17 protein-coding genes are annotated in these 26,882 nt (G+C 42.4%); 8 read left to right on the plus strand and 9 right to left on the minus strand.

The features are described from left to right. The first annotated feature begins 241 nt into the window (after positions 1-241). Positions 242-937, plus strand: coding sequence for a response regulator transcription factor (locus V7K50_RS11000; protein ID WP_334801566.1), 696 nt, complete (start codon positions 242-244; stop codon positions 935-937). Positions 938-954: 17 nt separating this feature from the next. Then, on the plus strand, positions 955-1,149 hold the full coding sequence (locus tag V7K50_RS11005; RefSeq protein ID WP_334959894.1) for a hypothetical protein: 195 nt from the start codon (positions 955-957) through the stop codon (positions 1,147-1,149). 1,476 nt (positions 1,150-2,625) lie between these two features. On the opposite strand, the gene V7K50_RS11010 is transcribed toward V7K50_RS11005, so the two are convergent. Next, positions 2,626-2,910 (minus strand): Npun_R1517 family heterocyst differentiation transcriptional regulator, encoded by a 285-nt coding sequence (locus V7K50_RS11010; RefSeq protein ID WP_334959896.1) that lies wholly within the window; start codon positions 2,908-2,910, stop codon positions 2,626-2,628. Positions 2,911-3,776: 866 nt separating this feature from the next. Here V7K50_RS11010 and V7K50_RS11015 point away from each other — a divergent pair. The 4 genes from V7K50_RS11015 (at position 3,777) to V7K50_RS11030 (ending at position 9,484) form a co-directional block, all read left to right on the plus strand. Next, the gene (locus V7K50_RS11015) at positions 3,777-4,136 is read left to right on the plus strand and encodes an NAD(P)H-quinone oxidoreductase subunit M (RefSeq protein WP_334959898.1); all 360 of its coding nucleotides are present in this window, start codon (positions 3,777-3,779) and stop codon (positions 4,134-4,136) included. A 541-nt stretch (positions 4,137-4,677) separates the two neighbouring features. Then, on the plus strand, positions 4,678-6,963 hold the full coding sequence (locus V7K50_RS11020) for a protein phosphatase 2C domain-containing protein (RefSeq protein ID WP_334959900.1): 2,286 nt from the start codon (positions 4,678-4,680) through the stop codon (positions 6,961-6,963). Positions 6,964-7,109: 146 nt separating this feature from the next. Continuing rightward, the gene (locus tag V7K50_RS11025; protein ID WP_334959902.1) at positions 7,110-8,687 is read left to right on the plus strand and encodes a CHAT domain-containing protein; all 1,578 of its coding nucleotides are present in this window, start codon (positions 7,110-7,112) and stop codon (positions 8,685-8,687) included. Positions 8,688-8,836: 149 nt separating this feature from the next. Then, the gene (locus V7K50_RS11030) at positions 8,837-9,484 is read left to right on the plus strand and encodes a hypothetical protein (protein WP_334959903.1); all 648 of its coding nucleotides are present in this window, start codon (positions 8,837-8,839) and stop codon (positions 9,482-9,484) included. Between the two features lie 154 nt (positions 9,485-9,638). Here the strand turns inward: V7K50_RS11030 and V7K50_RS11035 are convergent, their stop codons facing one another. The 5 genes from V7K50_RS11035 to V7K50_RS11055 all read right to left on the minus strand — a co-directional run bounded on the left by V7K50_RS11035 (position 9,639) and on the right by V7K50_RS11055 (position 17,661). Beyond that, complete coding sequence (locus tag V7K50_RS11035) at positions 9,639-11,021, minus strand: PrsW family glutamic-type intramembrane protease (RefSeq protein WP_334959905.1); 1,383 nt, start codon at positions 11,019-11,021, stop codon at positions 9,639-9,641. A gap of 638 nt (positions 11,022-11,659) precedes the next feature. Then, a complete protein-coding gene (locus V7K50_RS11040) occupies positions 11,660-12,112 on the minus strand; it encodes a nitrate reductase associated protein (protein ID WP_334959907.1) in 453 nt (150 codons plus the stop codon). Positions 12,113-12,290: 178 nt separating this feature from the next. Then, entirely contained in the window at positions 12,291-12,749 is a 459-nt protein-coding gene (locus V7K50_RS11045) for a phosphate-starvation-inducible PsiE family protein (protein ID WP_334959909.1), read from the minus strand. Positions 12,750-13,043: 294 nt separating this feature from the next. Next, complete coding sequence (locus tag V7K50_RS11050) at positions 13,044-15,269, minus strand: molybdopterin oxidoreductase family protein (protein ID WP_334959911.1); 2,226 nt, start codon at positions 15,267-15,269, stop codon at positions 13,044-13,046. 637 nt (positions 15,270-15,906) lie between these two features. Then, entirely contained in the window at positions 15,907-17,661 is a 1,755-nt protein-coding gene (locus V7K50_RS11055; protein ID WP_334959913.1) for an MHYT domain-containing protein, read from the minus strand. A 250-nt stretch (positions 17,662-17,911) separates the two neighbouring features. Between V7K50_RS11055 and V7K50_RS11060 the strand changes: the two genes are divergently transcribed. Beyond that, positions 17,912-19,357: a peptidoglycan-binding protein gene (locus V7K50_RS11060; RefSeq protein WP_334959915.1), complete on the plus strand. Its 1,446-nt coding sequence runs from the start codon at positions 17,912-17,914 to the stop codon at positions 19,355-19,357. 50 nt (positions 19,358-19,407) lie between these two features. Here the strand turns inward: V7K50_RS11060 and V7K50_RS11065 are convergent, their stop codons facing one another. After that, the gene (locus V7K50_RS11065) at positions 19,408-22,434 is read right to left on the minus strand and encodes an SMC family ATPase (protein ID WP_334959917.1); all 3,027 of its coding nucleotides are present in this window, start codon (positions 22,432-22,434) and stop codon (positions 19,408-19,410) included. A 622-nt stretch (positions 22,435-23,056) separates the two neighbouring features. Here V7K50_RS11065 and V7K50_RS11070 point away from each other — a divergent pair. Next, positions 23,057-23,446, plus strand: a complete 390-nt coding sequence (locus V7K50_RS11070) for a hypothetical protein (RefSeq protein WP_334959919.1) — start codon at positions 23,057-23,059, stop codon at positions 23,444-23,446. Positions 23,447-23,548: 102 nt separating this feature from the next. Here V7K50_RS11070 and V7K50_RS11075 read toward each other — a convergent pair whose 3' ends face one another. Together V7K50_RS11075 and V7K50_RS11080 are read right to left on the minus strand one after the other, a co-directional pair. Further along, positions 23,549-24,985 carry an AAA-like domain-containing protein gene (locus V7K50_RS11075; protein ID WP_334959921.1) on the minus strand — a complete coding sequence of 479 codons (1,437 nt, stop codon included), beginning with the start codon at positions 24,983-24,985 and terminating at the stop codon, positions 23,549-23,551. Between the two features lie 834 nt (positions 24,986-25,819). Continuing rightward, positions 25,820-26,215 (minus strand): hypothetical protein, encoded by a 396-nt coding sequence (locus V7K50_RS11080; RefSeq protein WP_334959923.1) that lies wholly within the window; start codon positions 26,213-26,215, stop codon positions 25,820-25,822. Positions 26,216-26,882: the final 667 nt, after the last annotated feature.

Consider the following 26,882-nt stretch of genomic DNA (forward strand, 5'->3'; position numbering starts at 1 on the left):
GTTAAGGGTTTCAGCTTGTAGTCATGAGTACTACTAGAATCTTAGTTTCTATGTCAGGCTGTTTTGACTATGGCGTACTAAAGCATATTCAGCAGCCTGATAGTCTACAGCTCCAATAACTGATTTTGCGATAGTAGCACTTCCTTTTCCTTGGCGATAAATTTCCACTAACTCTTAACTCCTGATCAATGCCTGTCAACTTTCGCTAAATTGGAAAAAGGAAAACTCAAGGGAATTTTAAATGTCAGCACAATTGTTACTGGTGGATGATGAACCAGGGATACGGGAAGCCGTGAAAGACTATTTGCAAGAGAGCGGTTTCAGCGTTCAAGTCGCCAGTAACGCCCTTGAAGGTTGGGAATGGATGCAAATGAATACACCTGATTTAGTGATTTCCGATGTCATGATGCCCCAGGTGGATGGCTATCAGTTCCTTAAGCAACTGCGGGAAGACCCTCGCTTCCAAGCACTCCCGGTAGTATTTTTAACTGCTAAGGGTATGACAGGCGATCGCATCCAAGGCTATCATGCTGGTGTTGATGCCTATCTACCGAAACCCTTTGATCCAGATGAGTTAGTGGCTATAGTCGAAAATTTGCTAGCCCGCCGTGCCGCTAAGTCCGCAAGTACCGGAGATGACGCTGAAACCCCTGATCTTGCCGAACTCGCCAATCAGATTGCCCAAATTAAGGCATTGTTAACTCAAAGAAATGCCATTTCCCAATCGCCAGCCCCTTTCAAAATTGATTTGACTCCCAGAGAACAAAGTGTTTTAAACTTGGTCGCAGAAGGGTTGATGAACAAAGAAATCGCCCGTCGCTTGGAAACCAGCGTCCGCAATGTAGAAAAATACGTCAGCCGTTTATTTAGTAAAACTGGCACCAATAGCCGTACAGAGTTAGTTCGTTTTGCTTTAGAACACGGTCTTGCTAAATAGGTATTGGGTATTGGGTATTGGGCACTTGTACTGAGTTTCGACTACGCTCAACTACCGCGAAGTCGAAGTATTGGGTATTGGGCACTTGTACTGAGTTTCGACACTTCGGCTACGCTCAGTGCATCGCTACGCTCAACTACCGCGTTCGCGTAGCGTCTCGTAGAGAAGTCGTTGGCGCAGCCTCTCCAAGAGTTGTATTGGGCATTGGGTAAAACAGTTCCGTTAACGGTAGCGGGGCGTTTAGCCCGTTCCGAGTAAAGAAGTCAAATTACTCCCCTTAATCCCCCCGATATATTGGGCTAGGGTGTACACACAAGTCCTAAAAACCTAACTTGATAAGGCTTTACTAGTTTCTGGGCTGCCGCCTGGGAATGCATTCATTGAGTCTCTCGCTCAATGTCTTGACTGGAGGCGGCAGCCCCTAATCAGCCATTCCCATACTCTGCATGGGAACGAGAAAACAATGGGAAATCGAGCTTTTTTCGACTTGTGTGTACACCGTAGCCTAAGAGGAGAGAGGCTTTGATCTTACTCCCCAACCCTACTAGGGTTGGGGCTGTTCTTGTTAGGTCTGTGTTGCACTCAACAGAGAAGCGCTATATTCAAAACCTAGGCAGTATTGCCCCTGTTCGTGGGTAATTGGTAATAGGTAACTGGCTGCTTAACCACGACCTATTACCGAATGGCACTAAGTTTAAGATACAGCCCTTGCTCAAGATGGGTTAAGAGGTTGTTTGAAAAGTAGTTGGCTGTGTCTTTGTACTCATTAGATCCCCCCTAAACCACGCCAGTCGCTCCACTTGGGGAGACCCCAAGACCGCGCTGGCTCCCCTTAAAAAGGGGGGAACTGGAGTCAAAGTCCCCCATATCGGGGGATTTAGGGGGATATAAACGTTTTTTTACCGAGAAGAGAACTTTTCAAACATCCTCTAAGCTCGACTTTATCCAAAATTAAGAACTCAGTTTCTTTATCTGGCAAAAATCGTGGCTTTTTGGCAAATACTTTTTCTACGTCACAAAGCATAGATCAAGTTCAAAAAGTAAAACTACTATCCCACATAGGTTTCAGCGATAGCGATCGCGTTGCGAAAAAAATGGATAAAGTCGAGCTAAGAGTATGGAGGCTCTTAACCCATCTTGAGAGGCGGAGCCTCATCTTTATTGACGAGAGGTAGCAGCCCTCTCAGAATACATTCGCAGTCTTAAGACTGGAACGAGGCGACACAAGCCTTTAGGCTTTTCTTAGTGCCATTCATCTATTACCAGTAATAGATAAAACATAAGTATTTCAGCAAATCAGGCACTTAGCTAAAGCAAAAAGCTAATGGGAAGGTTATTTATTTTTACTTTGGTCTTTTTGGTTTTCATTTGATTCGCGCCTGTTATCCAATTCCCCATCTGTAAAGACACAGGGTTTTGTTCTTCCTGCAATGTTTTGATAAAAACTCGGTAAAATGCACCCGGCTGAATTTGCTCTGAGATTCTACCAGTACCCTTTGCTACAAAGTTTTTAATAGCGGAAACTGTTCCTGGGACTTTGGGCTGCTAAATAAGACTTTGACAAAGTAGAAATCACAGTGTTTTATGAATTCTACTTGCTTGCTGCTTAGTTTTTATGGCAACGGGGGTATGAGATCAACATTTGATTTAATGCCCAATTCACGTTTTTTACAACTTAAATTACACCTTTAAGTTGTGGGATTTTCAGCAACATTACGCAAGCGCATAAGCTGTCGTCGCATTTGAGGTGAGGCTTTAAACTCAGATACTTCCTGCGCTTTAACAGACGCTTGTAGCGTCTCCAGAAAGTCATCAGAACCTTCGGTTAAAGCATCAAGTAGCACCTGTAAGAGCTGTTCGCGATCGCTCAATAAACTCTTTTCCTCAATCAACCGGAATTTGAGATGGATTTCGCACTCATAAACACCTACTTCAAGATTATTTATCTGGCGTGGTAATGCTTTGGAGTTCATAGCTATTGAGATTCCTTTACTTGGTTGTCATGAGGGTAAGGAGGTAGATGTCTAGCAAAAATTCTTTATATCTCTTTTGAATCCAAAGTGCTTGAATTAAGAATTTTTCTTCATCAATCACCTTTGTATTCCATTTGACTCTCCTGTGTTTTATTTACAAGCTAAATTTTCCCTATCTAGATTTTGATGTTTTTGTGCCAGATGTAGTTTATGGTAAGCCATAACTATTATTCAGTTTTTAAGATTCTACACAATAAAGTTTCTGTAAGAAGTTGTTCAACCTTTTTAAAAGTTTTTACATCAACTTTATGTTAACGTCAACAACCGTTTGACTTGCTACTCTAATTTTGGTGTTTATACGTAAGTAAAATCGCTTAAGTTTTTTGAGTTTATTAAAGCCAGCAGTCGATGTAGCGCTATTCAGTGAAATTACTTGATGTACGTTTTTTGCAATAGAAAATTCAGGATAAATTGATCAGCAGAATTATTATTGTTAAAACTTTTGTTCTCCATAAAAAAATGTACACAGATCAAATTATTCCTGTCGAATGCCTTCCCTACTGTCTTTTGGGGTTTATGGATACAAAAATTTTAGCGGTAGGTAAGATTAATACACGAAAATAAAATACTTAATCCACTAACTTTTACAGAAAAATAATTGGACTACTGTCAGTACTAGCAGCTAAATATATCTTCAACTCATAACAGAAGTAGCAAGATAATCAGTACAGGTGATATTTTTACTTATGCCCATTCAATATACCCTTTTGAAACTGCCTTCAAAGCTTGTAAATTGAGAGCATTCAAGCTCAGATATAGCGTTTACAATAATTTCAGTGTAATCCACCCAAATCTTACACACTTTTATGGATAATCCGATGCTGCTCAAGTCCACAACCCGGCATGTCCGCATTTTTGCAGGAGAAATTGACCGAGATGGCGAACTGGTTCCTAGTCCACAAGTCTTAACGTTAGATATTGACCCAGATAACGAATTTAATTGGAATGAAGATGCCCTGCAAAAAGTTTATCGAAAATTTGATGAACTAGTAGAAGCATCTAGTGGCGCAGACCTCACGGACTATAACCTGCGCCGCGTTGGGTCAGACTTAGAACATTATCTGCGATCGCTCCTGCAACTGGGCGAAATCAGCTACAATCTTTCTGCCCGTGTTACCAACTACAGTATGGGAGTCCCCCAAGTTGCCATTGACGACAGACAATAAGCAAATAAGTTGGTAGGGGACTGCTGAACCCTTCGGACAATTCAGATCATCTGAAAAAGCCCAGGAAAAACCTAATCCCCTTCCCGCGTCGGGAAGGGGAAAAATTCCCAGCCTCTCTCCTTTTCGGAGAATGGACAGAATATTAAGTTGCACATCGCCTTATCTTAATTCTTAATTAAAGTTAATTGTTGCCATCCTACTTATAAACTAAACAAATACCAACATTATCTGCCTGTTGATGATGGGATAATTCAGCAAAAGCAAATCGTGCAGTTATGCTTGGGTTATGCTTTGGTAACAGGGTTGGAGTTAGTTGCTTTGGTGAGTGAGAGTCACAGGGCAATAGAAGCTATGATGAGGCTGTGGGGTTGACTTAGGAGCATATTCTTTAGATAAGTTAAGTATTAGCACCTGCTGATATCCACCAGCTAAAATCATCATCTAAAGTCTGGGTATGTCAAGTTTAAGAAAGATGAGCGGTCTAGATTGTCCCTACTAATGCTGTTAAAGAAATTGCCAATCGCTGATCGGTGCGAAAACTATGGAAAATGACGCGGCAACGCTGTACTGTCCAAACGAAAATTGTCAGGCTGCCAATCCCCTGACTCACAAGTTTTGCCAGCGCTGTTCCACGCCCCTACCCAAAAATTACCTCTGGGCTGTGGTAGATGCCCCAAGTGTGGGTAGCCCTGGAGAAATATTGGCCGATCGCTATTTAGTCCTTGATAAATTTCTTCTTTTAGATACGAAGCCTGGTTTATTAGCCCTAACGCCTGAGTTAGAGAATTTACAGCCTCTCAAAGCTTACCTGAGACTCATTCCCTACCGTTTACACGTACCGCAGGTATATGGAGTGATTTTTGTAGCTGATGGACTCTCCCATCAAGAAATATTACTCTTAGAAAAACCGCCGTTATTAGTAGATGAAACTATCCAACAAGTACATTTAGGCAGCGAGTTAACCACCGCTTGGCGTGATGCGACATCAATGCGCCAACTCAATTGGTTGTGGCAAATAGCTCATTTGTGGCAACCTCTGGCGAGTGAAGGTGTCGCCTCTAGCTTACTTGACTCTTATGTATTGCGGGTAGAAGGCTCATTAGTCCGTTTGTTGGATTTGCGTTTTGATGCCGTAACATCACCAGAATTGCCCCAATTAGGTGAATTTTGGCAGCAGTTGATCGGTGATGCCAAACCAGCCATAACTGAATTTGTCGATCGCGTTAGCCTTTCCTTAGTTCAAGGAGAGATTAATTCCACCGACCAATTAATCGGAGTTTTAGATCAGGGACTAGCCCAATTAGGGCGATCGCAAACACCCACGATCCAAATTATCACCAAAACCGACACCGGGCCAAGTCGCCAACGCAACGAAGATGCCTGTAGCCCTCCCAGTGGAACTCTGGTGAGCAAACCACCCCAGCCCACAGCCTTAGCAATTGTCTGTGATGGCATCGGTGGACATGAGGGCGGCAATGTTGCCTCAAATTTAGCCATTGAAACGATTCAGCAACAAGTACAGCAACTAACAAAAGTTCCCTACGACCACATCGACCCCTCACTGTTGCTCAATGACCTAGACAAGGCAGTGGCCATGGCCAATGACAAAATTAGTCAGCGTAACGACAGTGAAAATCGCCAAGGGCGGCAGCGTATGGGCACGACTTTAGTTATGGCATTGCCTGTTGCTCATGAAATGTACATTACCCACGTCGGCGATAGTCGTGCCTACTGGATTACACGCCACGGCTGTTATCAAGTTACCCTTGATGATGATGTTGCCTCCCGCGAAGTGCGCCTAGGTTATGCTATTTACCGCGAGGCTGTGCAACAAAGTGCTGCTGGCTCTCTCGTTCAGGCTTTGGGTATGGGACCTAGCACTTCATTGCATCCCACATCGGGACGGTTTATGCTCGATGAAGATTGTGTTTTTCTGCTCACATCCGATGGTTTGAGTGATTTTGATCGGGTGGAGGAGTACTGGGAAACAGAAATCTTGCCGATTCTAGTTGCGGAAGCAAATATAGCAAATGTTGCGGATAGATTAATCGAAATTGCTAACACTAAAAATGGACACGATAATGTCACCGTCGCTTTAGTTCACTATCAAGTCCAATACTGGGAACCAGAAATCACCATTAAAGCCTTCATTCCAGAGAGTCATTCATCGAAAACTGTTGATTTGGCATCCAGAGCGAGAGATGCGACAGTTTTAGGTAGCTCTAACCAGAAAACTCAGGTGATTCCTGAAAAGGAGCCGGTCAAAGCCAAAACTTCCGAGTTACCACTACAGTGGATAGTTCCGTTAATATTGGTGCTAGCAGCAGGTTCTATCGGATTGTTCGTCAAGCAACTGACAATGCGATCTGGTTCAATTACAGGTGTGCCGAGTCAGACACCAACTCAAGAGCCTACCATCAAAGAGACACCCCTACCGCGATCGCTTGCTAGCCTTTCTCCTGGTTCGGTAATTAAAACCAACAACCAAATATCTTCGGTAGACAACCAATTACTTCCCGGTGGGACTTATTTAGAAGTTGTTGAGAAAAAATTAAATCCCCAACCTGCTCCTGAGGATTTTTTAGTGCCTATGCGAGTATGTACTGATAAAAGCACGCAAAGTTCAGCTAATACCAAGAAACCAGCAGTAACTACCTCCGTTCCACCAAGTCCAAAATCTTTGCCAGCAAAAGTATTGCTAGACTCCTCCAAACTAAACAATTCGAGCTTTACTGTTTTATCATCAGATGCACGAAATCCATGTAAAGCTGTCGCACAACCGCCAGCGACTCCATCACCTGCACCTGTCATCAGTCCAACTCAATGAAATACTCGATAAACCTGTAAAAACCTGGAATAATAACAGGTAACAATTAGAGTAAAAAATTTACAAGGTCAAAAAAATCGAAAATTTTCACCTTGAAGAATTGTTATTTGAAATTATTTGTTTTAAGCTTTTAGTTTTATGAATCCATGCCATCCCTAAATTTGGCGATCGCCCGTCTCCTAAATACTGGCACTGATAACTTCGCCATTTGGGTGGTTAAGGCTCCCTATCCCAGTGGCTACGTTTTACGTGATTGTGTATTGCCTGTTGAACTGACCCAAGTCTGGCAAGAATGGCAGCAGATGTTTGCTGGTCATAGTCCCCTAGATATTTCCTCAAATTTAACATCTCAAACAGCCAAGCCATTGCCCATAGATTGGCTTTCAACCCCTTCAGGTCAAACCACTGGCCTCTACAGCAGCCGTCTGATGCAATACTTGGGAATGAATTTATGGCGCTGGGTATTTGACGGACAAATTCTCGGTAGTCTGGAACGCAGTCGGGGGATTGCTATGGGTCAGCATACACGTTTGCGCTTTCGACTAGAAATTCGCGACCCGGATCTCATCGCTTTCCCTTGGGAAATTATGCAGCGTGAACCTGGTCAATCGGCTATGTCCCTTTCTCAAGATTTGCTATTTAGTCGCACCAGCACTGAAGTTGACCCCCTACCGTATTTGCGAACTGACCAAGCTTTAAGTATTTTGCTGGTTTTAGGTCATGATGAAAAGCTGCAACTGGAACAAGAAGCTGTGATTTTACAGCAAACTCTTGCAGATACTGTGGGTGGTAATTCTCAAAGATATGCACCTTGTGTAGTGAATCAACTCCTACAACCAACTCCACAAGAGTTGATTGATGAATTAGAAACCAAAGCATACAATGTTTTCTTTTATGCTGGACATGGTTTACCAGACCCAGATGGGGGGTTACTGTTTTTGCGACCAGATATGCCCCTCAATGGCATAGAATTAGCCCAAGTATTGACCCGTACAGGTGTGAAATTAGCCGTTTTCAATGCCTGTTGGGGCGCACAACCAGCAGCGATCAATCATCAAGCTATCCCCGCCAGTAGTTTAGCAGAAGTGCTGATTCGTCATGGTGTGCCTGCTGTTTTGGGGATGCGCGATGAAATTGCCGATCACGAAAGCCACAGTTTTATTCAAGCTTTTACCGAAGCTTTGCGATCGCACAAAGCAATTGATGAAGCCGTAGCACTAGCTAGACAAGAGTTGTTAACACTGTATAAATTTAATCAACCTGCTTGGACTTTGCCTGTTCTCTACCTGCATCCAGATTTTAATGGCGAACTGATTAAAAATCTGGATGAAGGTATTACTGAACTACCAGATACAGCCATTCCTGATATCGGTTCCTCGCTTCCGACTGCAAGTTTGCGATCGCTCGCCCCAAAAGGTAAAATCTGGCCACTGCGTTATGGAGTTACCCGCATCGGTCGCACGAAAGATAATGATATTGTCATCCCTGAACCATCTGTATCCAAACGCCACGCCGAAATCTTCTGCCGTAATACTCTGACTGATGCTACATTGGTGCGAACTTATTACTTGCAAGATTTTTCCACCTACGGGACAACCTGGTTTTTAGGCCCTAATGGTTGGCAACAAATCCTCCGAGAGGAAGTCCCATTGAAATCGGGAATACAGTTAAAGTTTGGAAGTGCTAGAGGTGAAATCTGGGAGTTTATTATTGAAAATTCCTAGCAGAGCTATTGCATAAATAGATTTTGAATGTTAAGCATCAGCTTTTAAAATCTGTTTTTTCCAGAGAAAAAATCAACATAATTTTGCGGAAATATCCTCCAAGAAATTGTAGTTGTCAATACCAGCAAATAATCGTTAGGTAAGAAAATATGGCTAATAAAATTAACGGCTCAGACACTTTCTCTTCTTTGCCATCTCAAGTAGATTTAGAGTTATTAGAAGCGTTGCTGGAACCAGAGGATGCTACCTATCCCTGGAATCCAGGTGATGAGGAATCAGAAGCTTATTTTCAGGAACTAGAACAACAGTTCGGAATGCCAGATTTGGAAGACGAAGAACTGATGAGGCGATCGCCAGATTTTTACAACCACCTAGACACACTTTGGTCTGGCATTACTTCTACACCAGAATACAATGACAACCGACAACAGGCAGTAGTGCTTAATCTTCAAGAAACATTACGTAATAGTTTTTCTAGCTGTATCCCTCAAGTATTGCTCAACGCCATCGCCACGAAAGCTGCGGAAATATTTGCTGCTCGCCAATTAATCAGTGAGCAACTGGTTGAGTGTGTTCAGACAGTATTACCAAGTTGGGGAACAGAGGATCTTTTAGTTTTGGCTCGTCCTTTTGCTTACGCTATGCGAAGTAGCGAATCGCAAAACGCGGCATCTGCCATTAGTAATCTTCAAAATAGCGAGTGGACAGCTTTATCAGAAGTAGAGAAAGCAAAGGTTAGTTTAGCGATCGCTTCCTATGCTTTCACTCAACTCAATAAGTCTGAGTCTGAAATATGAATGGGGAATGGGGCACTTGTACTGAGCGTACCCCTGCTCTTAAGCAAGCTACGCGTAGCGTCTCGTAGAGAAGTCGTTGGCGCAGCCTCTCCAAGAGTTGTATTGGGTATTGGTTATTAATTCATCTCCCTCATCTTCCTCATCCCCCCTGCTCCTATTTTGGCCCAAGAAATCGGGTAGCAAAATTTTGCGATCGCGTCGGTGACAGCGCCCGTGCCTTGAGAATTGCTGCCATCAAAAAGGCGTAAGATAACACCCCAACAACTACCAACAGCAAGGCATTGATTGATCCTGTAGCATTCCACAGAGCGTGGAGCGCGGCGGCACTAAGATAACCAATAGAAAGAATTTGCCAACTTCTACTGGGTTTAAGAACAGCCAACCCGATAAAATAACCCAGATAGCCGCTATAAGCCATGTGTCCGGCTACAGAGCCGAGAATTCGCGGAATAAGCAGTTGTAAACCCGCTAGTTGACCAGCAGCGCCTATACCCACCTGTTGCGTGACATTTTGAGTGATATCTGGCACATATTGTCCGAGAGTTTCTAAGAGAGTGAAGCCCACAGCAGAAGCCGTTCCCAGGAGAATACCATCTAGAGGTTCCCAAACACCTATGCGTTCCCGCCAAGGTGAAGACAACATTCTACCGATGGCAAAAGCCCCTAGTACAGGCAATGCTTTGAGTAATTCCTCCATTAAGCCAGCGCCAAAAAACATCCGTACCAGCAACTCTGTGAAGGTGATAGATTCTTGGGATGTGGGCAAGCTTCCAGGCAGGACGCTGCGAAACACGAAGATAAATATATCTAATAGCGGACTGAGCAAAATCATTATCGTACCCAATGCCGCGGCCATTAGCACCCACCAAGGCTTCTGTTTGCCGCAAAGTTGGTAAACAAAATAGTAGGCAGCGAAGGCGATGTAAGTTGCCACGATCACTTGGTTAGCTTGTGGCTGACCGACTGTAGCAAACATCAGCACTACAAAGATTACAGTCAGTATTCCCGGTATTAGGTAAGCTTTACGAGTTAAATCTTTACCAGTGGAAATAATCGGAAAAAGCTGGGTGAAACTAACGGAATCTGGCTGCTTTAATTGGGTGTGGTTGTGGTAGTTCGTCGCCGAAGGTAATGGTGTAACTTGGTTGACTGTGGTCGCGGGAGTAAATGAGGTAAACTCGTACTCAAAAATGTATTGCGGCCCATCAGCACCTAGAGAAATGCGATCGCCTGGGTGCAATTCCTGACATTCATACAAGCGTTGTCCATTCAAATAAGTGCCATTAGCACTATTCAAGTCACAAAGCACCCAGCTAAATTTGCTATCTGGGGATAGAGAGAGGGGACGAACCACCGCATGACGACGAGATACCATTCGGTAAATCATGGCATCCAAGACAACTTGGCAGCTGGGGTCGCGTCCAATTACCATCTCTTTACTGGGGGACAGCGAGTAGCGAGATTCTGCTCCAAAAGCTGCCCCATTACCAGACACTAGCCGCAGAAATGCATTATGTCTTGCGTTTTTGCCTGTCATCGATAAGAAGTGCGTTTCTAAATTAATTATTCACATAACTTGGCAGCAGGACTAACCTTAGCCACATTAACAGCAGCATTGCTAAATCCACTATAGCTTCACTTTCTGCTAAGAAATTTAAAATTCTAGATGCAAAATTTCAAATTGTTTTACCTAACGTAAATAAGTATTCCATCTACTGAGAGTTTGTCATAAACCTGGCTTGTTAGGTGGATAAATCAGATTGTATCGGTGCTGTACTTTTGACATCCTAGCTGCAAATTAAACGCAAGGCAAGTTATCAGCAAAGAGTAGTTTTTACTGCATTTAGTTCTATTCCAAAAATATATAATTTTCAGTCGTCTGTTGTCAGTTGTTTTTGGCACTGATAATTCTCTTAAGAAAGGAGAGTAGATAGTAGAGGCAATTTATGAATTGCCCCTATATGAAAAACTGGGTTTTGGCTATTGTTTCCGTAAGTCTTGATAAAGTAAGTATTAATTTATTAATATTAGAGTCAGCTACGTTAGGCTTTAGCATAAATGAGTATTTTTGATGCATCACAGCATTAGCTGTGCTGTAGTGTATCATTTCAGGTTGGCAAGTTAACAAAGTTTAATGCGCTCTAATGATTTGTTCTGTTAATGACTATTGACTAATTAAAGCAGATTAAATTCTGCGATCGCTCTCTTAAAGTTTTCATTTTCATGTCCTGGGCGGCTGAGTTTAATCAAGGCAAAACGCTGTAAGGGCGTTAAAGCTGCCCAATTTTGCTGTGTCAGGGTTACACCTATTTCTTGAGCTTTTTCCTGAAGGCTAAGTGGTACCGTGGCAGAGTCTAGCCATGCCGGATGAGGCTCAATGGGCAATTTTGTTGCTGGTATACCCGTGCGTTGTGTAATTAACTGCTGGATATGCTCGCGGTAAGACTGAATTTCAGTTTCTGTAGTGCAAGGTAATTTGACTAAAGCTTGACGCTCGGCTGTAGTCATTTGATTCCAATCAGACAATTTTACCTTGATACCACAGGTATCTAATTTGCAACGCGCCTGCATGGGGATGCAACGCAGGGAATCAACAAAGTCTGCTTCAAATTGAAAGAAATCTGTCATTGCTCGACAAACCCAAAATTGATGGGTGAGAGTGGGGAGAAATGGGAAAAGTGGTAAATTTGTGGCGGGGTCTAAATCCCCATTACAAAACTGAATTACCTTAGCGTCACGCTTTCTCGTGTCCCTGTACTCATGCACAGAAGCAAACGTTTCGTAAAGAGCGTCATTACCAATTATTTTAACTTGCCTCTTTAGAATTACTCATCCGAATTATCAAATAACTAATTGATAGGGCAAGAATAGCTATACCCAGACCAATTAGATCAAGACCTCCAACTTTTTGTAAATCAAGAATAATAATTTTTCTGGCAACAGCGATTAAAGATGTAACAATAACTAATTCAACCTGAAAAACGTGTTTCCGCAAATAGGCTGTAATATTTTCTAAAATCTCTAAAGCGATTAGAATATTTAAGAATAAACCGAAAATCTTATACAAGGTTCCGTTAAACTCACCATAAGGCACTGTAAATAATTCTTTAAAAATAAAGATTCCTAAATCTGCGATCGCTACCAAAATTACAATTACCATGAAAATAGATAGAGCTTTAGAAACTAGCACTTCTATGTTTTCGATGATGTGCATGAAGTTCTCATCTTTGGTAGCTCCTAGAATTCGCCTCAGTAGCTTTTTCATAATGCTGCACCCGATTCTAAAATAAAATCCCATAGATAAATCTAGAGGATTAAAAAAAGATTACTTGCTGATACTTTCTAAGTTTTCTACATCTTTTATTATTCTTTATCCATAGGGAAAATAGACGCTAGTAAAACCTCTTGTTACTAGAGATTTCGCATCTTTAGATATAGTAGTTGGTAACAGTCAAAATTAGAGAGTCATAAAAAATGATACTAACTATTGACTATTGATTATTGACGAAATTACCGATTGCTGGTTATAAATCACCACTTTATCGGTACATTTTGCAGCTTACCATTGTGAGGACTGGAGTTGATGATTTTTGATTGTAACTTCCACAGAAATTGGTATCAACTGCACTGCACAGGCTTTTAATTCTGGTTGTAGTGAATCAGGACACGCTTCTGGATGGGTGAGGGCGTTAGCTTCGGCATTGTCTGCCCACAGTGAACCCCAGTGCATGGGTACAAAAACTGTACCAGGTGCGATCGCCTTTGTCACTTTAGCAGGAAACTTCGCTTTACCCCGACGCGATCGCACTTCTACATACTGATTATCTACAATATCTAAGTGAGCAGCATCACTGGGATGAATTTCGATAAATGGTTCGGGATGCATTTTGCAAATTTTTTCAATGCGACCGGTGCGCGTCAGCGTATGCCAGTGTCCGTAAAGTCGTCCACTTGTTAGCACAAAAGGATAATCTGGGTCTGGTGGCTCTGCCAATCCCTTTGAGTAATATGCCCCAAATCGAGCGCGTCCGTCTGGAGTGTGGAAGCGCAAGTTAGTATATAACCGTTTCCCAGAGCGATTGGCAAATACTTCTCCCCCTGCTTCCCCTGCTCCTCTACTCCCCCTGCTCTCTTCAGGATGAGGCCATTGAGTCGGGCCTTGTGCTTGTAATTGTGCGTGACTGATACCTGTCATATCGCAGGGACGATTTTTAGTTAGTTTGACAAACTCGGCGTAAACTTCTGCGGAGTTAGCAAAAGCAAATTCTTTAGTAAAACCTAATCTACGTCCAACTTCGGCAAAAATTTCCCAATCTGCTTTCGCTTCTCTTGGCGGTTGGCGAAATGCTGAACACAGAGTTACCACTCGTTCTGAGTTTGTCATCACGCCAGTTTTTTCACCCCACTGGGCTGCTGGTAGCAAAACGTGAGCGTAGGCAGAGGTTTCTATGGGATAATATGCGTCTTGGTAAATGGTGAAAGGCGATCGCAATAACGCTTTTTTAGTTCGCTCTAAATCTGGCATACTCACAGCTGGATTAGTCGCCGCAATCCACAGTAATTCTACAGCGCCATTTTCTAACCCAGTAATCATATCCCAAGCAGTCAAACCGGCATTGGGTGAAATCTGTCCTGGTTTGAGTCCCCAAAACTCCTCAACTTCTGCGCGATGCTGAGGATCTTTCACCGCCCGATAACCTGGTAATAAATTCGCCAAACCTCCGGCTTCCCGTCCTCCCATCGCGTTTGGCTGACCTGTGAGGGAAAAAGGCCCAGCCCCAGGTTTGCCAATCTGTCCAGTCATTAGATGTAGGTTAATGATCGTTCTTACTTTAGCCGTCCCTTCTGAAGATTGATTCACACCCATTGACCACAAAGACAGTACGCGCTCAGATTTACCCCAGTAACGAGCTGCTGTTTCTAAATCTTCAATGCTGATTCCACATTGACGAGCTACCACTTCTGGCGGATAGTGCAGAATTACTTCAGCATAAGCGGGAAAGTTGATGGTACAGTCGTCCATGAACATCGTATCAATGTAGTTCCAGCGCATCAACAAGTGGGCGATGCCGTTCAATAAGTCGATATCTGTACCGGGACGAATGGCTAAATGCAAATCAGCTGCTTCTGCGGTTGGTGTGCGACGGGGATCAACCACAATCATTTTGACTTTGCGGTTCTTTTTATGATATTTTTCCAACCGATTGAAAACGATTGGATGACATTCGGCTGTATTGGTGCCAATTAAAAATGCACAGTCGGTTAACTCCAAGTCTTCGTAACAGCACGGTGGACCATCTGAGCCAAAGCTTTGAATGTACCCAGCCACAGCACTAGACATGCATAAACGTGAGTTGGCATCAAAATTATTAGTACCCAGACAGCCTTTCATCAGTTTCTGGGCTATATAATAGTCCTCGGTTTGAAACTGACCGGAACCGTACATACATAAGGCTTCTGACCCTTGGTTAAAGCATACAGTTTGAATGCGCTTGGCGATCAGATCAAAAGCTTCATCCCAACTAACACGCCGAAACTCTTGATCTAAGGAGTCTCGCACCATTGGGTAATGTAATCTATTTTTATCTAAAGATTCTGCGATCGTTGCGCCTTTGACGCAAACCATTCCCTGACTAGATGGATGGGCTTTATCGCCGCGCACCCGCCAAATGGGATTTCCTTGGCTATCTCGATTAGTTGCTTTGCCATGTTGGGCTGGAGGTGAAACTTCTAAACCACAGCCAACACCACAGTAGGGACAGAGGGTTTTGGTAAATTCACTCATGGCAGTTGGAGCTTTTTGTTATTTTGATTTTGCAACCTCAGATGTGGCGACAGTTTGAGAAATTTGTGTGTTATCAAAAAACTCTTTGAAACTCTTATTACTTTGTATCCTTCTCTGCGAGACGCTCCGCCTACTGTTAGAATTAATCAGTCGGGGATTCAGACCAGAGACTGATTGTTCGCGCTTGCCTCTCGTAGAGAAGACAACTAAATTTTCTTGTTTTGTGTGGGTCTTAAACCCGATTATTCAGACGCTCGTTCGCCTTTGGCGTCTCCCCTTCTCCCAAAGGGAGAGGCTAGCGCCAAGGGAGAAGACTCGCTAACGCTACGCTATCCGATTTTTCGGTCAGAATGAATTCTGACTCCTGAATTCTGTTCGATAAATGAGTTTTGATAGCCTCAGATGTTCTCACCTTTATGGGTGACATTCGATCAGTTGTTAACACCAGTCGCGGAAATGGGGGAAACTCCGGCAACGCGCTGGCTCATCATAAATCGCTCAATACTACACACTTGTTTTAGAGCTAAGTGGTAACATTCAATTACCGAATAAATTGAATTTAATTCATTAAACTCTACCATATAAATTGAAAATAGTGCGTCTTTGTTGAGAGGTAAACAGAACTAATGGGATTTGTCTACTCAATAGCTTCATCTAGAACTAGTTGAGATTGCTTTCCTAGAAAAGAGGAAGTATTTATCAATGCATCAATTGGCAGCTCAATTTGAAAAGTAGTTCCTTGCCCCTTTGCAGAAATACAGTTGAGCTTACCACTATGTGTTTGAACGACAATCTGATAGCTAATTGATAACCCTAAACCAGTTCCTTTTCCAAGTGGTTTAGTTGTGAAAAAAGGGTCGTAGATTTTGTTTTGCATATCTTCATTAATGCCATAACCATTGTCAAAAATTTGAATGTTAATCCAACCGGCTTGATTAACTGTTGTTCTAATCCGAATTAAAGGTGTAAAATTGGAGTGTGATTTTAAGCTAATCAGCTTTTCTTCTAACACATCAATGGCATTTGCAATGATGTTGAAAAATACTTGATTTAACTGTCCGGGATAGCAATTGACTAGGGGTAAATTACCATATTCTTTAATGATAATAATTTCTGGTCTATTGTTGGGCGCGTAACTAATACGGTTTTGAAGAATCAGCAGTGTAGAATTAAGCCCTTCGTGGATATCCACAGCTTTCAATTGTGCCTCGTCTAGACGAGAGAAGTTACGTAGTGATTCCACAATATTTTTAATACGCTGCGCTCCGGCTTGGATTGATTGGAGCAATTTAGGTAAATCTTCTAGCAAAAATGCTAAATCAATAGACTCTACTTTTGCTTGAACTGCAAGAACTGGTTCAGGATAATGTTCCTGATAGATATTGATTAATTCTAAGAGTTCTCGCAGATAAATTTCTGTATGAAATAGGTTTCCATAAATGAAGTTAGCAGGATTGTTAATCTCATGAGCAACTCCCGCTACTATTTGTCCCAAAGACGACATTTTTTCTGCTTGAAGAAATTGCAATTGAGCTTTCTGAAGTGCCAACATAGCTACAGACCGGGACTCAGCTAGAGCCGCTAGTACTTCTTGCTTTTGTAAGGCTTCTTTGAGGCGTTTTTCCTTTTCTTTAAGATCGGCTGTTTTGACTAGTTGAACACTCAATTTTTCGTTGAAAAAAGATGTGAGTAGCGTCCATCCTAGAAGGAATAATGTGAATAAGCCAATAATCGCAGCTATCCAATAGGTTGCAGTAGTATCAACTGCTGAAAAATCCACCGATTCGACAGCTGAAAAATGAGTAGCCATCATGCCTGTGTAGTGCATTGAAGGAATTGCAGCACCCATGAGAATTGCACTGCCAATCCTCAAAAAGTGTCCTGTTACTGTACTATTAGCTCTGAGGTTAAATCCCACCCAGAGGGCAACCAGTGAGATGAGAATAGCGATCGCAATGGAGAGTCCAACCACACTCAAGTTATAGGACATTTTGGCTGGTAAACGAATAGCAGCCATACCGATGTAGTGCATTGCACTAATTCCTACGCCCATCAGGAGGCTACCACCCAACAACCGCAGAATACTAAATTTGGGCTGGCTAACTAGGTATAGGGCTAATCCAGAGGCGAAAATTGCAGGTAGCACCGAAATCAAAACTATTAACCAGTCATAGTTAATCGGAATCGGCAAACTGAAGGCCAGCATAGCAATAAAATGCATTGCCCAAATGCCGATTCCCATTGCGATCGCTCCGCCTAGCAGCCACCGCCACCTTTCCTGTGATTTAGTGTCTGTGACTCTGATAGCTAGATCAAGTGTGGTGTAAGCCGTAAGCATGGCGATCGCAATGGAAAATAAGACTAAGCGAATATCATAAATACCGTGGAACATTAGCTTGAATATTATCCGCAGTTCAATGGAAGACTAAATTTACTATTTGTCTGCGTTGCTCATGCTCGAAACCCAAATGGGTAGAGCAAAAATTTTCTCAGGCAAATCGAAAACAAGCCTTCAAAGCTTTACGTTGCTTATTATTCCCCCTACAGAAGCTTGTGTATCATATTCCCTTGGCGAATTTCTTGTAAACAATCATACCAAAAACAAGCATAATACAGAGAAAGTCGTATAATCTTGTATAGCTGTGACTTGGAAAAAGCAAGTGAAAACAGGGGCAAATAGCTATTTAACCAAGCTAGCCTTAGCACACGAGGCATCCGAAAGCATTAAGATTGTTCCTACCAGAACTAATCTAAAATTTTTAAATTGGAAAAAGTTATCTAGCGGTGCGGCGATGCGTCTTTTGCCTGTGGCACTGACTATGGCGCTTCTGAGTATTGCTGGGCAAGCTTTAGCACTTCAGAAAATAGGAAGTAATGGGACTGAAGTTAGCAGTAGTCAGAGATGTTTAAAAAAGCTAGGCTACTTTAACGGCCCGGTAAGTGGCAAGTTTGCTAGCTTGACTCAGAATGCTGTGATCAAATTCCAGCAAGCCAATAGAATAACTGCTGATGGAGTTCTGGGTGCTAGTACTCAACAAGCCTTGCAACGAGCGTGTCAGAGTAGAACTTTTAGTAGAAATACCACTGGCAGATCGCGCTCGCCAGTTGCTCAATATCCTACTCTCTCTCAAGGCCAAACTGGTGCAGCCGTGACTAGCTTGCAACAGCGTTTACGGCAGTTAGGCTACTTTCATCCTAAGGCCACTGGGATCTTTGGACAAATTACTAAAGATGCTGTAATTGCATTCCAGCGAAATTATCGCCTACCTGCGAATGGGATTGTGAATCGACAAACTTGGAATACACTCATGGGTTCCTCTCCGACTCCAGCGAGATCGAGTCTCTCTAATCAACAAGTGAGAGAACTCCAAGTGCGTTTGCGGCAGCTAGGTTATTTTAAGACTAATCCCACTGGGAATATTGGCCCAATGACTAGAGAAGCTGTAATGGCATTCCAGCGAAATAATCGCCTACCTGTTGATGGCATTGCCAATGCCCAAGTTTTGGACTCAGTGCGTAGAGCCTACACCACGGGATATACTGCTCAACAACCAGGCAGAAATTATCTGACTGTAGGCGATCAGGGAGAGAATGTCAGATTAGTTCAAGAGCGTTTGTCGCAGTTGGGCTTCTCTAATGCCAATCCTGATGGCTTTTTCAGCGATTACACGAGACAATCTGTGATTGCATTTCAGCAATATTCCCGACTTAATTCGACTGGAAATGTAGATTCGCAAACTTTGCAAGTATTAGGGTTGAATAGCTCAAATATAAGCAATTATACTGAGAATAATGGTGATGTATTAGCTGAGAATAATCGCTATGTATTACCTCCTAATAATGACTATGTAGTACCTGTTACCAATGGCGACACATTGGTTGCTAATAATCCTTATAGAGTAATAGTGCCAATTTCCAATCATGATACTCTGACTAAGGTACAGCAATATATACCCAGTGCTATAGCAGAGCAATCAGGTTTAGGGGATTATGTGAATGCTGGAGCATTTAGCGATCGCAACCAAGCCGAAAACCTATCAAAAAAGCTCCGTTCATTAGGTCTTGATGCACGGGTAAAATACAATTGAATTAGGGACTGGGGATTGGGGATTGGGGATTGGGGACTGGGAAGATTTGATTAAATTGACAAACTCAACTGCGAACCTTCCTGAGTTTTATTGACTTCAATTCTGGCTTGGAAAGCTTCTTTGAGGTGGGGCATGTGGGTGACAGTGAGGATGCAGGCGAAATCAGAGGAGATGGCATTAATTGCGGCAATCAAGCGATCGCATCCTTCGGCATCCTGTGTACCAAAACCCTCATCCACAATCAACAATTGCAACGCCGCCCCCGCCCGTTGCGCTAATAATTTCGCCAAAGCCAAACGGATGGCAAAGTTAATTCTAAAGGCTTCCCCACCTGAGTAAGTTTCATAAGCTCGTGTTCCTCTAGAATCGGCGATTAAAATATCTAAGGTGTCTATCAACTTGGCATTTTTCTTGGTTGATTTCGCACTGCGTCCAGCTTTTTGAGTAATAAATTGGACATGAAACTGATTACCACTCAACCGCGAAAGTAGTTGATTTGTCTCGGCTTCCAGTTGCGGTAGCACATTCTCAATCATCAGTGCTTGGATACCATTTTTACCAAAGGCTTGCGCTAATTCCTGATAAACACGATATTCTTGCTTACAAGATTGTAATTGCTGCTGTTGTTGATCATACTGAATTTGCAGCGTTTCCAGTTGATGCGCCAGCTGTTCTAAACGCCCCAACTTGGTTATTTGCTCATCGAGTTGCCGTCTACGGATTGCTAGGTGCTGCTCTAAAGCTTGAATTTGGGCAGATGGGTTAGCTGTTGCTTGTAGTTGCTGGATAATGCTTTCGATTTGTCCAGAGAGTTTTTGCCGCTCGGTTAATCTGGCGCTTCTAGACTCCTCTAACTCTTGCAATCTCGTCTGGAGTTGCGGATAATGCTGCTGTGCCGATAGCAGTTGTTGATATCGCAAATGCCAAGATTGAGCTTTCTTGACAGCTATTCGCAGATTGTTGTGCTGCTCGGAACTGTAGCCGATTTCGGCAATGTGACGCTCAAGAGCCGCGATTTGTTTAGCACATTCAGAATCAGTCTGATCCTGCTGGATTCTGGCTTGTAATTGAGCAATTTGTGATTGTAGTTCTGGTTTTCGGGCTAATAGTTGCCCTTGTCGCTTAGTCGCATCTTTAATTTGCCCCTGTTTAATTTCTGCCCATCGCCACCGTTCAACTTCGCTGCGGGCGAGGGCGTGATCTTGTTCATTATAATTAGCTTGTTGCAAATATTGCTCTAACTGGCGGAGTTCGGCTTGTTTATCGGGAGCGTAATCACCTGCTTGGAGCGATCGCTCTAAATGCTGTTTTTCGGCAGCAATTTGTTGTAACTGTTGTTGCACATCAGTTGTCGCTTCTAACTGGGCTGCTAATTGTCCCCGTTGTTCGCGTAAACCATCGTAGCCCGCCAACTGTTGGGAAATTTCCCGATATTCTTGTCTAAGTACCTGAATTTCTCGGTCAGATACAGCCATTTGTTCCCGCACTACCCAAAACTGCCCTTGAGTATCCTCTAACTCCGCCTGAGTTTTTTCCACCACCCGACTCCAGTGATGTTCGTCTAAAGGACGCTCACATAATGGACAAAGTGCTTCAGGATTTTGGAGCATTTGCAATTTCTGCTCTAATTCTCCCAGCAGTTTTTCATAATCCCGTTGATGAGCTTGGAGACGTTCAATAAAGTGCCGCCTTTCTTGGCCTTTTTCTTGGACTCGTTGCAGATAAACCCGCTTTTTCTCCAGTTCCTCAATCTGGATTCCCACATCCATCACCGCTTGTTGTAGTTGCGGTTGGCGGCGCTGCTGGCGTTGCAATTGGTTCTCAGTATTTTGCAGTTGTTCGAGTCGGGCTACTAAACCAGCATGAGTGCGATCGAGTTGGCTTTGTAAGGTTGCTCGTTGTTGCAACAAGGGAGTAACTTGCATTTGTAATTGATCTAAACGAGCAACATGGTGACGGGCTGCGGCTAGTTGTGACAAAGCGGCTTCTACTTCACCTGATTTGGTGAGAGTTTGCTGAATATCTCGCTCTTGTTGCTGCAAAGCTTCTAACTGCGCTTGGGCTTGTTGCAGTTGCCGTTCGATTTCGTGAATTTGTTTGGTAAGCTGTTGTTGCTTTTGTTGGCGAGTCTGCCCAGCGCGGGTGTATTCTTCAAATTTGACAGCAAAAGCTTCTTCTTGAGATTGGAGACTTTGATATTGGGCGTATCCAGCTTTAGTCTCAGCTTCTTGGTGTAATATTTTTTCTAAATCTGCTAGCTGAGAGCCAATAGCTGATTGTTCTTGTTGGAGGCGATCGCAATCTTGGGTAAGATTTTGATATTGCTGCTTCACAAAGCTCAGTTGTTGTTCCCAATTTTGGCGCTGGTGCCAGACAACTTGCAAACTTTGTAATTGAATATTATCAAAAGCTTGCACCTGTTGCAGTTGGTTGAGTTCGGCTTCTAACTCCACTCTTTGGGCTTGGGTTGTCTCGCGTTGTTGCAGCTGAATTTTAATCGACTCCAAAGAACGCTCTAACTCTACTGCCTGTGCTTTAAACTGACGAGAAGATTCCTTTGCCCTTTCTTCCAAATCATCATACTGATTGAGTTTCAACAACTCCGCTAAAATTTCTTTGCGTTCCGTGGGACGCTTGAGCATGAATTCATCAGCACGACCTTGACGCAAGTAAGCAGAATTAATAAAAGTATCATAATCGAGCTTGATGTGTTCTATAATCAAATCCTGTGTCGCTCTTACCCCTTTGCCAGTGAGTGAGCGAAACCCCGATGGTATTTCTATTTGAAATTCGAGGACGCTAGTAGCTGCCCGAATTCGGGTGCGAATCACCCGATATTTTTGCTGGTTACTTTGGAAAGTAAAATCAACCCGAACTTCTTTGGCACCAGAATAGATCACATCATCTTCAGCAGTGGCGCGGCTTTCACCCCAAATTGCCCAAGTGATTGCTTCTAAAAGGGAGGATTTACCCGCACCATTGGAACCACAAATACAAGCCGTATGCAAACCGCTAAAATCTAAAGTTGCATCACGGTAACTGAGGAAGTTTTTGAGGATAAGTTGTACTGGGATCATTAAGGCTATAGCGCCAAATCTACGTTTTAATAATTAACAGTACAGATGCACTGTTTGTTAGTTTAGCTATCTAGATATCAGGTTTCTAGTCTTGAAGACATCAAATTTACAAAAATTTACAATTATCTGAGTGAATTTTTCTTGTTGCATGAATAATTTTTGCTCTATTCAGAGAAAAATAGAACTCTCTTGGAGGCTCGTTCTTATTTTCTGCTGTTGACTGAGAAGAAAATATTCCTATTTGATTTATGAGAATTGAAAGTCATGGTATCTCTCAATACGGTTCGTTAAGGCAAGAGACACGATAAATCGCCGTCTTTGCTGGTATGCATTTAGGAAAAGAGGTCGTTTCCGGCTTGTATTAATCATTCTTTGATAGTGGATAGACGCCCGTTGTCGGAGGATTCATGTAAACACATTCGCAGAGCGTCTCGTAAAGAAGCAATAGCCAAGTTGAGATTGCGATTGCCCATCATAATTTACTTTTTAACTATCTTCTTAACTGTCTTATCTGTCATTGCATTTTATTGGCGATGGCCAGAAAATTCAACTGTGACACTCACAAACCGTTTTCAAGAATGCAATTATCTCAATACACTCAATTTTTTTGAGGAGAAAAATCATGAGTTTATTCCATCAAAGGCAATGCCTGATATTAACACAAGGTAAAGATATTCATCTGTCTGGTAATTCCATTCAAACCGAAAATTTTTCTATTCAAAAGACCATACGGAACGGTGGAAAAATCCGTTTCAAAATTCGTTATTTTGCTGAACTACAGGGTTTCTGCCTGCTGGAAGTTTTTCTGATGAAAGCGCAGAATGGAACACAAATTGCTAACATGAGTATTCCTAATGTTGGTTCAACAGTTAATGCTCAACAACAGGAGCAAGAATTTAGTATCTGGGAGCCAGGAGATTATTACTTCCTTTTCAAAATGTCTTGCAATAATGGAACATTTTATATCGAAGATTATCAGCTTTCTTGGTCAGCTAGTATTTTTTCAAGTTAGTTTTGAGGGTTTTTAGTAAACAGTTTAGTGCTTAGAAAATAATGACTAGGAATTTGCTTACCCATCAAGGTAGGGTGGGCGCGAGAGTATCTGATAGTTTTATCAAGCACGTTTTTGGAATGATTTATATTCAAATTCAGCAACACCTAGTTGTTTTTTAAAGTAAGCACGGTAGAGTTCGCAACGTGGTAAGATGCGATCGCCTTCATAAGCGATCAACCCCAAGCTTTCGAGCTTATGAGCGTCGATGGGATTGATCAGAATGCTTTGCTTTGCGGCTACAACTTCAACGTATGCATTTATCAAACTGGGATTTTCTTGCAGGATTGCCCAGTGTCGCCATAAATGATAACGATAAATACCGCCATTAGCGATCGCATCTTGTATCAGTTTTTCTAAGGTGATTTTTTGACAGCAGAGATAATACATAGCAATGCGAATCAGTGCTGGATGTCCCCCCAGAAGAGACATTAGTTGCTTAACTTCCTTACTAAAAGTCCAGTCTAGCCCATGCCGTTGGGCTAAGTATTCTACTTGGCACTCAGTAAATTCTGGCAGATGGATCGGTAGTCCAATATTAAATGGGGAGCGGTTAATATCCAGCGACACATATACTTCTGTGGAGTAAACCACCACTAGCCTCAGTTTCTGCCAGTTGGTATCTTGTCGTGCTTCCTCATACCAAGAGCGCAACAAACTAAAGAACTCCTGAGCAATTTGAGGATATTCAAAAAAGCGGTCAACCTCATTTAACACTAAAACTACCGGGTTTTTAATCTGCTTGAGCAAATAAGATTGCAAATATACACTGCAACTCAACTTACACCCTATTTCCTGATCCCATTTGTCATCTAGCTTGGGGTTAATGCCTAATTCTGTGGCAATTTGCCAGCAAAGACTACGCAAAAGCTTGTTTAAGTCTGTCAGACAACTAGAATCGATTTGGTTGCAATTCAGGTTTACCGTACTATAACCTTGCATCTGGGCAAAGGCTAACAGCCGCAATACAAGAGAAGTTTTACCCATCTCTCTTGGCGCTCGAATCCGAATCACACTACCTGCTTGAATTATTTCTCGATAAACTAGTTCCTCAATGGGGGGACGTTCGACATAGAAGGGGGAATCTAGGGGTACGGGACCATCTGGGTATGACCAAAGATTTTCGAGTGGATCATGGTGTTGAGTAGCAAATGAATCTAAGAATAAAGACGGAGATGCTCTGTCTAAACTCAGCGAGACAGTTAGAGAGCTTTCAGTATAATTCGGTTCACTCAGGATTGCATAGTCTTCTCTATGTAATTCTAGGTTAAAGGCACTAAAGCACAATTTCAGGGTTTTTTGATCTACGCCTGTATTCAACGACCATAATCGGTTTAGAGTTTTGGTAGAGACATTCATGCGATCGCCTAAATCTTCTAGAGTGAAGTGAGCGCCACTATTTTGTGCCTTTTCCATAGTCAGAATCGCCGCTTGTAAACGCTTTAGCCCAGCGATCGTTAGGATAAGTCCCCGCTTTCTCGTACTCTTAGATTGCTTCATATTGCTAATTATCTATCTGCTTTTTTCTTTACCGTCTTAGCTATCTCCTCATTGTTTCATGTTTTAAAGCAGTTATTCAACAGTTACTTGGCTGCTCTTCAGTTATTGGTTATTTAGTAAAAAAAAATACATATTATCTTAGAGACAATGAAATAATTAAGTATAAATTAATATAATAATTACATAACTGATGTCGTCGGTAAGACAATGGGCAGAGTTTTGCAATCATAGCCCCCTCATCGCTTGCGCTACGGTGTATACACAAGTCGAAAAAAGCTTGATTTTCCATTGTTTTTTCGTTTATCTCGTTCCCATGCTCTGTATAGGAATGCCTGATTTAGGGGCTGCTGCCTACTGTCAGACATTGAGTTAGAGACTCAATGAATGCGTTCCCAGGCGGCAGCCCAGGAACGAGGAAAGTCATATCAGCTAGGTTTTTAGGACTTGTGTATACAGGCTTGCGGGGAGGCAGGATGGTTTCATAGGAAAAAAGAAAAATACACTAAGTAAACATCTACGAAAAAGAGACGTAGCATTGCTACGTCTCTACAAGAGTTCTGGGTAACGCATATTTAATTTCTGGAGATGTCTAGTCGTGATTTGTCGTTTTGTGGTATGGCTTTTTACCCCACTTCCATTACCCTCCCCCATGGGGGGAGAGGCTTTGAAAACCAGTTTTAGTTTTTCTCTGGTTGTATGAAACCACCCTGCTCATCGCTTGCCGCAAGGGGGTGGGGTTGCTGTACCTCAATTCGACAGAGAAACGCTATATCATTTACCGGCTATCGACGAAAAGTTATTAGTACTCGCAGATAGCAGAGCGTAACAACACATTTAGCGCCGAACTTTGTTAGAGATATCTTTGCCTGTCTGCGCTGCACTGTCCCCTACATCACTAGCAGTTTTCTGGGCACCCTCTACGTACCCAGATCCAAATTGTTTAAAGGCTTCTGCTGACTCTTCACCAATCTTTTGAAGTCGTTCGCCAGGAGAACCTTCCGTTTCCCGAGCTTCTTTATTCCACTCACCTATTGTCTTCGGTCTTTGAGAATCATTTTGCTGTACCTGTTCACGAACTCTTTCACCTAAGGCTTTGTCATTGTCTCCATAACCAACATTCGTCGCCAGCATTAGAAAACCAACTAGGACAACAGTCAAAAAACTTTTTACCTGAAGTCCTTTAAGTAGGGAACTGATGTGACTAATCATTCTAGAAATCAAATTTGTCATGCCAATTAACTTGTTTATTGGAGTACAAATAAAGATTAACTATAAAAATTTAATTATCCTTCTAACAAAAGGCATATCTCAGTTATGAAAAATAATTAGATGAGACTATGCATAGCTTTATCGAAGTGAGATTTTGATACAGCATTTTGCAACTATATCAGGTAGACCTATCCCCAACCCTCCCCGTGAGTTCGAGGAAAGTGCGCGATCGCGCGGGTGGGGTAAGTCAGTACCTCATGTTGGCGTAGCCTAAGAAGAGAAGTTGAAATATGCTGTATGTAGTTCATACACCCGCTAACCGCTATAGCTGCTAAAGAACAGTTTTCTTAGAAGTCTCACTCTTTGTTTATAGAAAACGGCGGGAAACTCCATCCCCTTGTGGGTGGAGTTTTTTATAAATCATGCTTAAGATTTCTTCGGCTCTCAAATGTAACACTAAATACATTTTTAATGCTACATTTGGTTTTTAATACAGGTAGAAGTAAAAAACATATATCTTTAGTTTTAAAAATTATCTATCTTAAGACATAAATGCCTAATGGATAATTTCTAAAGAGTTACTAATAACAATCAAATAGCCATACGACTTTTAGGCTAGTACGGTGCGGCGGAAGTTTGCCTACCTTTAACAAGTTGGTTGAGCAACTCGTCTAGTTAATTAAGATGG

This window comes from Nostoc sp. (genome assembly GCF_036917135.1).
In the GTDB taxonomy this organism is placed as follows: domain Bacteria; phylum Cyanobacteriota; class Cyanobacteriia; order Cyanobacteriales; family Nostocaceae; genus Nostoc.